Here is a 13,201-nt window from a genome sequence, read left to right as displayed (position 1 = left end):
TAACTGAAGTTCAGGATTCTTCCGATTTGTGTTTTTTTCTCCAGCCCGATTTGACATCGGGGGGCTGATGATCGGAATAGAGTTGTTTGATGTGGACTTTCGGATCGCCGGTAATTAATCGGGAACGGCGGGTTTTCCAAATGTAGTTCCAGCACCAGTCGAGCATCACCTTAAAGCGGTTGCGAAAGCCGACCAGGAACATCACGTGCAGAATGTTCCAGGAGATCCAACCCAGAATGCCGCCGTAATGGATTTTGCCGATCGCGGCGATGGCATTACCGCGTCCGATCATCGCCATCGAACCTTTATCGTAATAACTGAACTGCGGCCGCTCTTTTGGTGCGTTGCCGTTGATTTCCTGCTTGATGATCTCTGCAACGAAACGTCCGGTCTGAATGGCTCCCTGCGCCAGTCCGGGCACCGGCTTCCCGGTTTTGGCATCCGTCGCATGCGCAGCGTCGCCGATGACAAAGACTTCAGGACGCCCGGGAATCGACATATCAGGCCCCACAATAATCCGACTGCCTCGATCCACCTCGACATCCAGTGTTTTCGCCAGATCCTGTCCCTGAACTCCTGCCGCCCAGAAGACGTTCTCGGCGTTAATGGTCTCATCGCCGATCTTCACGCCATCTTCCGTCACGTCGGTCACGTGCACATTCAGATGGATTTCGACCCCCATCTTTTCCAGCACCTTCTGCGCACGGGCGCTCAGATCTTCGGGCATGGGACCTACCAGCCGCGAACCGCCGTCAACGAGAATGACCCGGGCCATATCACAGTGAATGTTTCGAAATTCGCGAGGCAGAGTTTCCGAGGCGACTTCTTTGATCGCGCCGGCCAGTTCGACTCCCGTTGGTCCGCCCCCCACAACCACGAACGTCAGAATTTTGCGGCGGGCTTCTTCGTCGGCTTCCCATTCCGCTTCTTCAAACGCAAGATAGAGCCGCCTGCGGATTTCCAGCGCATCATCGATGGACTTCAATCCGGGGGCGTGGACTCGATACTCATCGTGACCGAAATAAGACTGCCGGGCACCGGTGGCGATCACCAGGTAATCGTAATCGAGTTCGCCGCCATCAAAGCAGACCAGCTTTTTATCAAAGTCGATTGCGGTGACTTCGCCTAAAGCGACGTGCACGTTCTTCTGCTTCCAGAGAATCTTTCGAATGGGAGCCGCGATGTTCGCCGGATCCAGTTCCCCCGTTGCCACCTGATACAGCAGTGGCTGAAACAGGTGGTAATTCCGCTTGTCAATCAGATCGATTTCGACCGCTTCATTCTTAAATGCTTTGGCAACATTAATGCCGCCAAACCCGCCTCCGATGATGACGATCCGTGGCAGGTCCTTAGAAGTCTGATTCATAGTGATCTCAATTTCTGAAGTGAGTAGAGCAGCGCAGAATTCCGGGAGACGTCAGGCGCCGACTCTCAGTCGAAAACGTGCCCGTGATCATAGCGTTCGTCTTTGCCGGCGGCTTCCGTCAGAGCAGCGACGTTCGACTTCGTAAAGAAGCCCTCGTAGGCATGACAGCGTTCGACATACTCGGTGATCAGAATCGAATACTGGGAGTGCTTGGAGAAAATCTGCTTCAGGTTGGGTTCATCCAGACATTCTCCAACGACATGCGCCAGGAACGGGATGCCTTTATCTTTGAGCGTCTGCACAACGTAGTCCACGTTCTTTTCGCCTCCCCGATGATCGCCGTCCAGCACTTCATACGCGACGTGATGCAGACGGCGTCCGTAATTGCGGACGAAGTCTTCTGTAGGCATCGGCAGATTTTCAAACGAGTTCACAAAGGAAGGGGTGTTGTTCGCGGTGAAAACTTTCGCGGGTGACTTCTTATCGTTATCGACATAACCGTTCCGCGTCACGTTTGTGGAAGAGTTCATCTCTGAAATGTTATAAGCACCCCAGAAGTAATGGTTGGACATCGTCAGAAATTCGAGGATTGCATCTTCCCGCTCGCCGGCCAGAATCCGGGTGGCCAGGTGGTCGACGCCGAGCACGAGTTTATTCAGCTGATGCGCTTCGCCAAACGCGAGCACCTGGTTCAGCGACTCCATGACTTCGGGTGCCAGTTCGAATGGCTTTCCCAGCTGCAGTACATCGTAGTCGTCGATGTCTTCCTGTGTGTAGCCCACCCGGTTACAGGTGAAATCGGAAGGGAAGGTGAATACAAAATGGGCGTCGGTGAAGAACGGATTTTTGGTTTCGTGGTGGTAGTTAAAACGCACGCTATGAGATTCGAGCGTGCTCCGCGTTTCGTTGACATCTTTCGTGCTGAAGATTTCACCGATGTAACGGGCGTTGGGTTTTTTGCTGGAGAGCGGATAGAGCCGATTGAACATCGTGATTTCGTCGGAGTAGTCCTTGTCGAGAGGCTCCAGGATGAACATCCGCGGATAATCGGGATGCGAGGTGAGGATGTATACATTGTGCGTATTATTTCGGAAAGCCGCCGAAAAACGGTAAGGTCCCATCAGATAGAGTTCATGCAGATAAGGCAGGACTTCACCCGTTTCCACCTGCAGTACGATCCCCCGCATCGTCCCCAGAAGATCTTCGATGCCGCTGGAGATACGGCGTTCGAAAATCTTCATCCGGTAGTCTTCAAAAAACTCCGAATTTTTTTTGTCGCCGCCCGGTTGATACTCTAATGTATTGATGCTCACTGGAATCTTCCCTTCCTGAAACTGTGACGCGTTTGATTTTTGGCTTGGAAACCTGAGAGGAACCGCAGCCCACACGACTTCCTGATTCGATTTCATAGACTGCAGCAGGTGTTATGTTACCGCGCCAATCCGATTTTGTAATGTTTGTATTGCTTTCTTTTCATTTTTTTCACAGGCCGTCGGGCTGCCTCCTGCGGAATGGCGTTGCGGCGAAAGTGGAATTTCGCCACGCAGATTCGGAATGACAGTCCTTCCACCTGAAGTTATGCTGAAATACTGGAAACCATCTCGATTTCATTGTGGAGAGACACGAGCCGATGAAGCGCCTTCCAAGCGATGTATTATCTGAATTCAGGAAATTATTTTTTGTGATCCTGACCCTCTCTGTTTTCCTCGGCAGTCAGGGGAAGCTGGCCGCAGCAGAACCGGCGCGTTCTCCCAATATTGTGATGATTATTTCAGACGATCAGACGTTCCGCGATTTCGGCTTCATGGGCAACAAAGAAATCCAGACGCCTCACATCGATCAGCTGGCAGTACAATCGGCCCGCTACGTGAATGGTTATCTGCCAACCAGTGTCTGCAGTCCTTCGCTGGCGACCCTGCTGACCGGCCTGTATCCGCATCAGAGCGGGATTCACTACAATCATCCGCCTCCAGGGAACAGTGCCTTCAACAAAATGACCTCACGCCGGGAATACGAGTCGACCCGCAGCCAGGCGTTTCGACTGATTCAAAACGTCGACACACTGCCACGCATTCTGGCGGCGAACGGGTATCGCTGTCTGCAGACGGGCAAGTTCTGGGAAGGCCACTATCGCAATGCCGGCTTCACAGACGGGATGACCATTTTTAAACCGGTTCCCGGACAGTCGTTCGGCGGGAACCGCAAACTGGCCAGCGGAGAACTGGCGGCGCACGGCAACGGGGACTGGGGCTTGAAGATCGGCAGGGAGACGATGCAGCCGATCTATGATTTCGTCAAGGACTGCGAACAACAGTCAACGCCGTGGCTGATCTGGTATGCGCCCTATCTGCCTCACCAGCCTCACGATTCACCCCGCAAGTATTTCGACCGGTATCGCAACAATCCGCGTGTGGCGAAAAATGAGATCGCGTATTACGCGAGCTGTTCGCAGTTCGATGATACCGTGGGTGAACTGGTTCAGTTCGTGGAACAGCAGGCCGACCCGAAGAATACGCTGTTTCTGTTCGTCATCGACAACGGCTGGTCTCCGGGTGAAAAACCGATGAAGCCACGCGAGAACTTTCATCACACCAAAGAGAGTAAACGCTCTCCCTACGAAGATGGTCTGCGGTCCCCCATCCTGATCCGCTGGGACGGACACACTAAACCAGCCAAGCATACAGCGCTGGTCAGCAGTATTGATATCGTGCCGACACTGCTGCATGCAGCCGGGCAGGGGAAACAGGCAGCCGCGCTGCCGGGAGTGAATCTGCTCCCTTCCGCGCGCGGTGAAACAACATTGCCTGAAGATCGAGCCGTGTATGGTGAGGTGTTTCCGGGAGATGCGGAAGCATTAAACCAGCCGGAACACGAAGTCGCACACCGCTGGATTCGTAAAGGAAATCTGAAACTGATTACTTCGCACAACCCGAACGCGCAGGGGAAAACCTGGAACGATTACACGCGCGGCGACGTGCTGTTTGATCTGATACACGATCCGGGTGAGACGCAGAACCTCATCCACGATCCGAAGTCCGCCGCGTCGCTGGCAGAACTGCGACGGTTACTGGATGCCTGGTGGAACCCTGCGAAACCGGATTAGCGATTGAGATTATAAAATCCCGTATTTCGCGAAGGCTTCCGTCGCCGACATGCCATTCTTGATGCTGTCGCGGAACGTGTTTTCTTCGTGCACTTTTTTCCAGGCGGACTGAATCACTTCCGCTTCGACCGCCTGTGGCACGACGGCAATGCCATCCACGTCGGCAAAGACCAGATCGCCGGGCGCAAAGCAGACGCCGCCGATTTCCACGGGCACATCAATGTCGATAATGCGCTGTCGATCCTTACTGTCATAAGGAGAAGTGCCCACGGCCCAGACGGGAAACTGCATGGATCGCATCTGTCTGACATCGCGAACCGCACCATCAATGATGGCGCCGGTACAACCTCGATGTTTGACGGCGGTCGACAGCAGCTCCCCCCAGATGCCAGATCGCATTGAACCGCTGGCAGCGGCTATAAACACTTCATCGGCGTTGATCGAATCCACCGCTTTCAGTTCCAACTCGTAGGGGCTCGGATCGACGTGGTACATGTCAGCCCAGAGACTGGTTTTGCAGCGTCCCACAACGACCGATTCCACCGTCATCGGCAGCAGTTCTTTACGCGGCGACTGATTCGTATAACCCAGCGAATCGAGTGCATCACAAATGATGGCTGAGTGCAGATGCTCCCGCATCATGTCGAGAGTAATCGTTTCCGGTTGTGGCTGATTCATGGTTGTCTCATGTCTGGGGTTGAAGTTGTAAAGAAATCTGATGCGCCGTCCGCACCACGGCTTTGATAAACCGCTGCAGCGCTTTCGCATCGGCACGCGCGGTTGGCACACTCAGACTGATTGCAGCGACGATCTGCGTTCCTTCATAGAGTGGCGCTCCGATGCAGGTGACGCCCACATCATTCTGATCCTGCTCGACAGAATAACCGTCGGCCTGAGTCTGTTGATGAATTTTACGAAGCTGTCTGGTATCGATGACGGTCTCCGTCGTTCGAGCGACCAGTCGAGTTCGCGCGATCAACGCATCCCAGGCATCATCCGTCAATTGTGAAGTGATCGCACGGCCCAGGGAAGTGGAATAAAACGGATCGGTGCTGCTGGGCTCGACAATCCGTCTTAAAGGATGAGTACTCTCCAGCACTGTCAGGTAACGAACATGGGTGCCTCGCAAAACGCCGAGATTGACGGTCTCCCCGGTCTGCTCATGCAGTTCCCTCAACAGGGGCGCTGCCTGCTCCGTTAATCGGTCTTCCAGAGAACCGGAAGCCAGCCGCCTCAGTTTTGGCGTAATCTGGTACATGCCTTTCTCAACGCGGCTCACATATCCCATTTCAACCAGTTCTTTAAGAATTCGATGCACGGTTGGTTTAGGCAGTCCAAGTTCCTGTACCATTTCCAGCAGAGCCAGCGGTCCGTCCGCGGAAGCCAGCACCTCAAGCACCAGAAATGCCTTACCCAGCGATGTGACTTCTTTGGTAACCAGCATGACAATGGACGTTCAGAAAGACGGAAAACGGAGGATTTACCGGCTGCTTGCAACCAGACCTGCATTCCATTATACTGAATACTGCGTTCCATTTTAAGATATAACTGCTCGTTTTCTTCTGGAATTCCGGCAGTCCAAAATTTATTTTTTTCTACAGGAGCCGGTGATGCGTGTCGGAATCATTGCGTTGCAACACGAGTCCAATACGTTTATTCAGACGGCGACGGAACTGTCCGATTTTGAATATGATGTGCGGGCGACCGGGGACGCGATCTACCCGATATTTAAAGACGCGGCGCATGAAATTGGCGGATTTTTTGCCAGCCTGGCGGAAACGGACATCGAAGCGGTGCCGATTTTTGTCGCCCGGGCACTTCCCGGCGGCACAATCACTGAGTCAACGGTACAGATTCTTGTGGAACAGATGTTGGAAGAATTGAAAAACGCAGGTCCCCTGGATGGTCTGCTGGTCGCACCGCATGGTGCAGGTGTCAGTGAAGGGGCCCGTGATCTGGATGGATACTGGCTGACACAGGTCCGCGATGCTGTCGGACCAGATCTTCCCATCGTCTGCACACTGGATGCACACGCGAATGTCTCACAGGCAATGATCGATGCCTGCGACGCGACGATTGTGTACCGTTCCAATCCCCACATCGACCAGAAGGACCGGGGTATCGAAGCGGCGCGGCTGATGCAACGCATTCTCAACGGGGAAGTCAAACCGACTCAGGCCGCCTGCCTGGTTCCCGTGGCAATCAATATTGAACGGCAGCATACGTCGTCTGAACCCTGTGTTTCACTCTATCGCCAGGCGGATGAAATGCTGAAAACGCCGGGAGTGCTCAGTAACAGCATTATCCTGGGATTTCCTTATGCCGACGTGCACGAAATGGGTTCCGGTTTCATTGTCGTGACTGACAACGATCGGGAACTGGCACAACAGCTGGCAGACCAACTGGGTGAAACGTTGATTAAGCGTCGCGATGAATTCCAGGCACATCTGATCGGCATTGATGATGCTTTGGATCGCGCGGAACAGCTGCAGGGACCGGTCTGTTTTCTGGATATGGGGGATAATATCGGCGGGGGTTCCCCGGCGGACGGCACGACGATTTTACATGCGATCAAACAGCGCGGCGGCCCCACCAGTTTTGCCTGTCTCTACGATCCGGAAGCAGCACAACAGGCAATCGCCGCCGGCCCGGGTGCGAGTCTGTCTCAGCTGAAAATGGGAGGCAAGACCGACGATCAACATGGTCCGCCGCTCATCGCCGATGTGACGGTGGTCAGTGTGCATGACGGGCATTTTAAAGAACCGGAAGTCAGGCACGGCGGTAAAACCGAATTTCATATGGGACCCACTGCGGTCGTCAAAACCGACTTTGGCCTGACGATTATGCTCAACAGTCATCGCACGCCCCCGTTCAGCCTGGGGCAGTTGACTTCGTGTGGCATTGAACCTGCCGCATATCAGATCCTGATTGCCAAGGGTGTGCAGGCACCGCTGGCGGCTTACAGTCCGGTCTGCCCGAATTTGATTCGCGTCAATACGCCGGGCGTGACCTCTGCGGATATGGAACAGTTTCAGTATCAATACCGCCGTCAGCCACTGTTTCCGTTTGAACCGATCACTTAAATTGAATTCCACACCAGGTCTCTTTCACTTCAGAAAGACAGCGCATGCAGATTACAAAAATTGAAACTTCGATTGCCGATTCGATCATGCCCGGTCTGCTGCTGGTGCGGATTCATACCAGCGAGGGCATCGTTGGTTGTGGCGAAACGTATTACGCACCGCATGCGGTGGCAGCGATGATCCATGACTGGATGTCGCATTACCTGATGGGGAAGAACCCGCTCGATATTGAAGCCCACTGGCGGTTCCTGTATGAACGGGCGACGAACTTCGGTTCGCGGGGGACCGAGCTGCGGGCGATCTCGGCGATTGATCTCGCGTTGTGGGACATCTTCGGCCAAGTAACATCACAGCCGGTCTGGCAGTTGCTCGGAGGCTGTGTGCAGGAATCGATTCGCACCTACAACAGTTGTGGCGGCCCTTCTTATGGGGGTGCCAATCAAGAAAAGAAGACACACACCTGGCCCGGACATGGTTCCGTAGGAAATCAGGGGCCGTTGAATGATTACTGGTCTGCCGTGAATGAACCGGTCGAACTGGCACGCGCACTGATTTCGGAAGGGTATCAGGCGCTCAAAGTCTGGACACTGGATTTCGCCGCTCACAAAACAAACGGGCCGCTGCACATCACCCACAAAGATATTACCCGGGCACTGGAACCCTTTCAGAAAATCCGGGAGTCGCTGGGCAGCAATATTGAACTGATCATCGACGGGCACGGCTTCTTTCAACTTGCCCCCGCGCTGCGCATTGCGAAACGTCTGCAGGAATATGACATCCTGTGGGCCGAGGACCTGCTGCGGATTGACTGCGTGGATACACTGGCCGATTTCCGCGACAAAGCAGGCATCCCCGTCGCCGTCAGTGAGATGTTCAACGGTCCGGACGACTATCGTCTGGCGCTGGAAAAAAGAGCCGCGGACTTCGTGATGATCGATCCGACCTGGGTGGGCGGAATTTCACAGACAAGGAACATCACCCGGCTGGCGCAGTTCTACAACATTCCCGTGGTCATGCATGACTGCACGGGACCGCTGACATTACTCAACGGCGTACATGTCGCTGCGAGTTCGAACAATGTGGCCTGGCAGGAAAGTTTGCGAGCCCACCTGCGAATACTGTATCCCCAGTTGATCGACACGCCGATCGAAGTGGAAGCGGGGCGGATCAAAGTGCCGCAGAAACCAGGGTTGGGAGTCGCCTGGTTGCCTGAACTGTTTACGCCGGGGACAAACCAGTATCGTGCGACAGAGCTGACTTAGCAGTTTCTATGGTCCACTCTAAGTTCGAATGGACCATAGCTATGACGCATAACCGCGACTAACGCCGTGCGGCTAATTTTTAGACAAGCTGCCCCTCAATGCAGTCCGATGATTTTGCCGGAATCGTCGATGTCGATCTGCAGTACGGCCGGGTCTGAGGGGAGGCCGGGCATCGTGCGGATTTCGCCGCTCAACGCGTAGAGAAAACCGGCTCCCGCGGAGAGGCGCAGATCGCGAACCGGGAAAGTGAAGCCGCTCGGTCGTCCCGATAGATGCGGATCGTGGGAGAGCGAGTATTGTGTTTTGGCGATGCAGATCGGCAGATCGCCGTATCCCAGTTGTTCGTATTCCTGCATCCGTCGACGGGCCAGCGGTTCGAAGTCGACGGAGTCGGCTCCATAGATGCGGGTCGCGATCGTTTCGATTTTCTCCGCGATCGGCATTTCGAGCGGGTAGAGGTACTGAAACTCATTGGGTTGTGCAGCAGCCTCGACGACCGCTTCGGCCAGCGCGAGTGAGCCTTCGCCCCCTTCGCTGAAGGCCCGCGTGATGACGGCCGCGGAAGCGCCCTGTTCGAGCGCAATCTTCTGAATCTCTTCCAGCTCGCGTTCGGAATCATCGGGGAAGGCATTGATGGCGACCACGGTGGGGAGATGAAACTGCTGAATGATCTCCAGGTGCGCCCGCAGATTGACGGCTCCCGCATGGAGCGCTTCCAGATTTTCTTCGAGCAGTGCCGCGGGCAGCGGTTTTCCCGGTTGAACGTTGAACAGACCACTCTGCAGCTTCAGCGCCCGGGCCGTACAGACGAGGACTTCCGCGTCGGGGTGCAGACCACTGGTGCGACATTTAATATCGAAGAACTTTTCTGCGCCGCAGTCTGCACCAAAGCCGCTTTCCGTGACGACATAATCGGCCAGTCGCAGGGCGATCTGGTCGGCGATGATGGAGCTGTTGCCGTGCGCTATGTTGCCGAAGGGACCGGCGTGAACGAGAAACGGAGTCGCTTCACAGCTCTGCACCAGATTGGGTCTTAAAGCATCGACGAGCAGGGCGGCCATCGCACCGGCACAGCCCAGCTGTTCAACGGTCACCGGCTGGCGGTCATATGTCATGCCGACGACAATGCGTGCCAGTCGCTGGCGCAGATCGCGGGGATTGCTGGCCAGCGCGAGGATTGCCATCACTTCCGAGGCAGCGGTCAGGTCGAAACCGGTCTCGCGGAGGGGGGCTTGCGGCAGCTGATCCAGTCCACTGATGATGTGGGCCAGCCCTTTGTCGCAGAGGTCCAGGGTCCGTTTCCAGGTGATGGTCTTCGGATTGATTTCGGGAGTTTTCCGCCGGGCGATGTGGTTATCGATGATACTGGCCAACAGGTTCGTGGCCGAAGTGACTGCGTGCAGATCGCCGGTAAAATGCAGGTTGATATCGGACTGGGGCTCCAGCGTGCAGTTGCCTCCACCGGCTCCGCCCCCCTTGATGCCGAATATCGGCGCGAGTGAAGGTTCGCGGAGTGTACCAATTGTGGTGTGCCCGAGTTGTGAAAGGGCCATCGCCAGACCGATCGTGGTCACCGTTTTGCCTTCACCCAGGGGAGTGGGGTTGATGGCGGTGACGCCAATGTACTTTGCCAGGGGACGATCGGCCAGTTTGTCTGCGAGTCCGTGGACCAGCTTGGCTTTGAGGCGGCCGTACGGTTCGTAGTCGCCTGGCCCCAGACCGATTTCTTTCGCGAGGGAATCAATGTCTCTGAGAATCGGCCCGCCGGGGCTGGATGGAGTAATACGATGCATCTGAGAGCGCCTGTCAGATAAATGAATTCGTTCGCTGGTTGATAAAGTGTGTCGGATTCTACCTCAATTTCAACATTTGAGAAAAGAGAGAACCTGTTAATTCTGTACGTCGATGATTGTGAAATCAGTGGAAAAACATGAAAATGAAACCAGAGTACACATACATTAATCAATATTTTTTGAACTTCATCTGAGCTGAGAACGGGAACCCACAATGCAACTGACCTCTGTCGTGACGCCATTTACCGATGATAATCTGCAGCTGCTTTCACAAATTGGTGTCACGCATGTCACGATCCGTTATCCGGGACCTGGTCTGGAAAAACTGCAGTCGATTCAAAAACAGGTGACCGACTGCGGTCTGCAGATTGCCGCGATTGAAGGTTATCTGCCCATCGAAAACATCAAGCTGGGGAATGCACGGTTTGATGAAGAGATCGCGGAAATGAAAACGCTGCTGCAGAACATGCAGGCAGTGGGCATACCGTTTGTCTGCTACAACTTCATGGCGGGGACTGACTGGGTGCGCACAGAACTGAAAGCACCAGAGCGGGGCGGCGCGCTGGTCACCGGCTTTGATGTCGAACAGGCCGAGCAGGCGGTTTCACTTTCGGAAACCACACGTGATCAGGAATCGGACCCGATTACCGCTGAGGAACTCTGGACCAATCTGGAACGCTTTCTGAGAGAACTGCTGCCGGTCGCAGAAGCATGTGGTGTAACACTGGCAATGCACCCCGATGATCCGCCGCTCGATGTATTCATGGGAAAGGCGCGCATCATGAATTCCGTGGAGTGTTTTGAGCGATTGATGGCGCTCTCTTCGAGTCCGGCGAATGGCATCTGTTTCTGCCAGGGCACGTTTGCGGAAATGGGCGTTGATATTCCCGCTACAATCGAGCGACTGGGAACTCATATCCGCTATGTGCATTTTCGGGATATCCGGGGAACGCGGGAACGGTTTGTCGAAACGTTTCACGATAATGGCCCGACCGACATGTTCGCCGCCGTCAAAGCATATCAGAAAATCGGTTTCACAGGACCGATTCGCCCCGATCATGTGCCTCAACTGGTGGGTGAAGAAGCGGGAGAACCCGGATATACGATGCTGGGTCGCCTGCATGCCTTCGGATACCTGCAGGGGCTGATTGAAGCAGCTCAGAAGGCGTGAAAGCGGTTCCTGTACCCCAACGGGGCTGATTTTCCGGAAAACCTGAATCCATCACAGTTTATTGATTTGTCAGAGATTGAAAAAACATGATCTGGCTGGTGGCTGTACGCGGAATTCCCGGTATAATCGGTAAAGAGGGCACAACTTACCCAGTTGTTGACGTCTGACAGGGAAGTCGAAATCAGAGGCAGGAGGCACCTTTCTGGAAGAAGTGCCTGACCAGAATGAACTGTGCCCGGTTCATCAGAAACGAAATTCGATTTTCCACTCATTAGGAGTCAGACCCATGCGTATTCGAATGCTGTTCACTGCGGCGGCTCTCGTCGCCTGTTTCACATTGATGTCCTCCGTTTCCGAAGCGGGCGGACGCATCACTTACTACAGTTCCCCCTTCCCCTACGTGGGACCGGCACCCGTTTACTCGGTGCCCGCACCGGTGAGTACTGCCTACTATGTGCCCGCGATGACCGCGTATTACACACCAGCGCTCGTACCCGCGCCGGTTGTGACTCCGGTTTACTATCAGACACCTGTCGTGGTACAGCCTGTAACTACCTACTATGCACCCGCAGTCTCGACCTACTCTTACTACGGTCCAGGCAGAGTCGTCTACAAGAGCCGCGGTCCCCGGTTTTTAGCCCCCAACTATAAAACCGTTGTGAAATACAGATAAGCGACTGCGATTCAAAGTCACAAAACAGAAAGAGCCTGCTGAGTTAATCTCGGCAGGCTCTATGTTATTGAGGGGAGATTGATGACAGCTTTCGACGACGATTTGTGGGCCATAGTGCTTGCCAACGAAGATACTAATTTGAATTCTCCTGCTTCAGTAGAAGATATCACATCGTTCGAAAAAAATCACCAATTCGCACTTCCACCAAGCCACCGCGAATTTCTGTTGAGAGGTAATGGCGGTACTGTCGGGTATGTTCGACTCTTCGGTGTAGCACTACCAAATGCACTTGATCTTGATCAGCAGGTGTCAGAGATGCGACAAGATCTCGAAGAAATGGCGAATGGTCCGGTGATACCTTTTGCCAGCGATTGGGGCGGGAGTTATTTCTGCTACGATCTAAGAAAGCCGGGGGCTGATGGTGAACTCCCAGTGTTATATTGGGATCACGAATACTCTGAAGAACCAGAGGATCTACCCATGGTGTGTTCTGGATTTGCACTAAACTTTGTAGAATTTATTCAAAAAGTCATCTCCTGAATTCCGTCTTACTTAGATCTTCTTTTTTCTCCTCATATCAAACTGGTATAAGTTTAAACAATATATCTGAACCATCATATTGACAGGTATCACCGGAAATAAATCGAATCCTGTTGTTTACTGACTGCCCATGTGGAAGTGATCACAGAAAGAGCCTGCTGAAACCAATTCAGCAGGCTCTTTTTTTATCTTGTGACGTAGCAAAGTTCG

General features: G+C 54.0%; 11 protein-coding genes. 6 read left to right on the top strand and 5 right to left on the bottom strand.

All coding sequences use genetic code 11. The annotated features are described in order from the left end of the window. Positions 1–10: 10 nt before the first annotated feature. Positions 11–1,366 carry an NAD(P)/FAD-dependent oxidoreductase gene (locus ACN0YN_RS09915; RefSeq protein WP_417384846.1) on the bottom strand — a complete coding sequence of 452 codons (1,356 nt, stop codon included), beginning with the start codon at positions 1,364–1,366 and terminating at the stop codon, positions 11–13. A gap of 65 nt (positions 1,367–1,431) precedes the next feature. Further along, positions 1,432–2,679 carry a hypothetical protein gene (locus ACN0YN_RS09910; protein ID WP_417384845.1) on the bottom strand — a complete coding sequence of 416 codons (1,248 nt, stop codon included), beginning with the start codon at positions 2,677–2,679 and terminating at the stop codon, positions 1,432–1,434. Between the two features lie 368 nt (positions 2,680–3,047). Here ACN0YN_RS09910 and ACN0YN_RS09905 point away from each other — a divergent pair, with 368 nt between their 5' ends. Next, complete coding sequence (locus ACN0YN_RS09905) at positions 3,048–4,469, top strand: sulfatase-like hydrolase/transferase (protein WP_417384844.1); 1,422 nt, start codon at positions 3,048–3,050, stop codon at positions 4,467–4,469. A 9-nt stretch (positions 4,470–4,478) separates the two neighbouring features. Here the strand turns inward: ACN0YN_RS09905 and ACN0YN_RS09900 are convergent, their stop codons facing one another. Further along, positions 4,479–5,147 (bottom strand): RraA family protein, encoded by a 669-nt coding sequence (locus ACN0YN_RS09900; RefSeq protein WP_417384843.1) that lies wholly within the window; start codon positions 5,145–5,147, stop codon positions 4,479–4,481. 7 nt (positions 5,148–5,154) lie between these two features. Further along, a complete protein-coding gene (locus ACN0YN_RS09895) occupies positions 5,155–5,913 on the bottom strand; it encodes an IclR family transcriptional regulator (RefSeq protein WP_417384842.1) in 759 nt (252 codons plus the stop codon). A gap of 166 nt (positions 5,914–6,079) precedes the next feature. On the opposite strand from ACN0YN_RS09895, the gene ACN0YN_RS09890 reads away from it, so the two are divergent. Both ACN0YN_RS09890 and ACN0YN_RS09885 read left to right on the top strand, forming a co-directional pair. Continuing rightward, complete coding sequence (locus ACN0YN_RS09890) at positions 6,080–7,552, top strand: M81 family metallopeptidase (RefSeq protein WP_417384841.1); 1,473 nt, start codon at positions 6,080–6,082, stop codon at positions 7,550–7,552. A gap of 44 nt (positions 7,553–7,596) precedes the next feature. Then, the gene (locus ACN0YN_RS09885) at positions 7,597–8,814 is read left to right on the top strand and encodes a mandelate racemase/muconate lactonizing enzyme family protein (RefSeq protein WP_417384840.1); all 1,218 of its coding nucleotides are present in this window, start codon (positions 7,597–7,599) and stop codon (positions 8,812–8,814) included. A 95-nt stretch (positions 8,815–8,909) separates the two neighbouring features. Here the strand turns inward: ACN0YN_RS09885 and ACN0YN_RS09880 are convergent, their stop codons facing one another. After that, the gene (locus ACN0YN_RS09880) at positions 8,910–10,607 is read right to left on the bottom strand and encodes a formate--tetrahydrofolate ligase (protein ID WP_417384839.1); all 1,698 of its coding nucleotides are present in this window, start codon (positions 10,605–10,607) and stop codon (positions 8,910–8,912) included. Between the two features lie 214 nt (positions 10,608–10,821). Between ACN0YN_RS09880 and ACN0YN_RS09875 the strand changes: the two genes are divergently transcribed. The 3 genes from ACN0YN_RS09875 (at position 10,822) to ACN0YN_RS09865 (ending at position 12,991) form a co-directional block, all read left to right on the top strand. Then, entirely contained in the window at positions 10,822–11,778 is a 957-nt protein-coding gene (locus tag ACN0YN_RS09875) for a mannonate dehydratase (protein ID WP_417384838.1), read from the top strand. A 286-nt stretch (positions 11,779–12,064) separates the two neighbouring features. After that, on the top strand, positions 12,065–12,451 hold the full coding sequence (locus ACN0YN_RS09870; protein ID WP_417384837.1) for a hypothetical protein: 387 nt from the start codon (positions 12,065–12,067) through the stop codon (positions 12,449–12,451). 81 nt (positions 12,452–12,532) lie between these two features. Beyond that, a complete protein-coding gene (locus ACN0YN_RS09865) occupies positions 12,533–12,991 on the top strand; it encodes an SMI1/KNR4 family protein (RefSeq protein ID WP_417384836.1) in 459 nt (152 codons plus the stop codon). Positions 12,992–13,201 lie beyond the last annotated feature (210 nt).

It is taken from the genome of Gimesia sp. (genome assembly GCF_048260065.1).
Taxonomy (GTDB): Bacteria; Planctomycetota; Planctomycetia; order Planctomycetales; family Planctomycetaceae; genus Gimesia.
The sequence above is the reverse complement of the archived record's forward strand: the minus strand, read 5'-3'. Positions and strand labels throughout refer to the sequence as shown.

Coding starts and splice junctions, on each gene's coding strand:
- ACN0YN_RS09870 (WP_417384837.1), top strand. CDS start 12,065: ATGCGTATTCGAATGCTGTTCACTGCGGCGGCTCTCGTCGCCTGTTTC.
- ACN0YN_RS09875 (WP_417384838.1), top strand. CDS start 10,822: ATGCAACTGACCTCTGTCGTGACGCCATTTACCGATGATAATCTGCAG.
- ACN0YN_RS09865 (WP_417384836.1), top strand. CDS start 12,533: ATGACAGCTTTCGACGACGATTTGTGGGCCATAGTGCTTGCCAACGAA.
- ACN0YN_RS09900 (WP_417384843.1), bottom strand. CDS start 5,147: ATGAATCAGCCACAACCGGAAACGATTACTCTCGACATGATGCGGGAG.
- ACN0YN_RS09885 (WP_417384840.1), top strand. CDS start 7,597: ATGCAGATTACAAAAATTGAAACTTCGATTGCCGATTCGATCATGCCC.
- ACN0YN_RS09880 (WP_417384839.1), bottom strand. CDS start 10,607: ATGCATCGTATTACTCCATCCAGCCCCGGCGGGCCGATTCTCAGAGAC.
- ACN0YN_RS09890 (WP_417384841.1), top strand. CDS start 6,080: ATGCGTGTCGGAATCATTGCGTTGCAACACGAGTCCAATACGTTTATT.
- ACN0YN_RS09915 (WP_417384846.1), bottom strand. CDS start 1,366: ATGAATCAGACTTCTAAGGACCTGCCACGGATCGTCATCATCGGAGGC.
- ACN0YN_RS09895 (WP_417384842.1), bottom strand. CDS start 5,913: ATGCTGGTTACCAAAGAAGTCACATCGCTGGGTAAGGCATTTCTGGTG.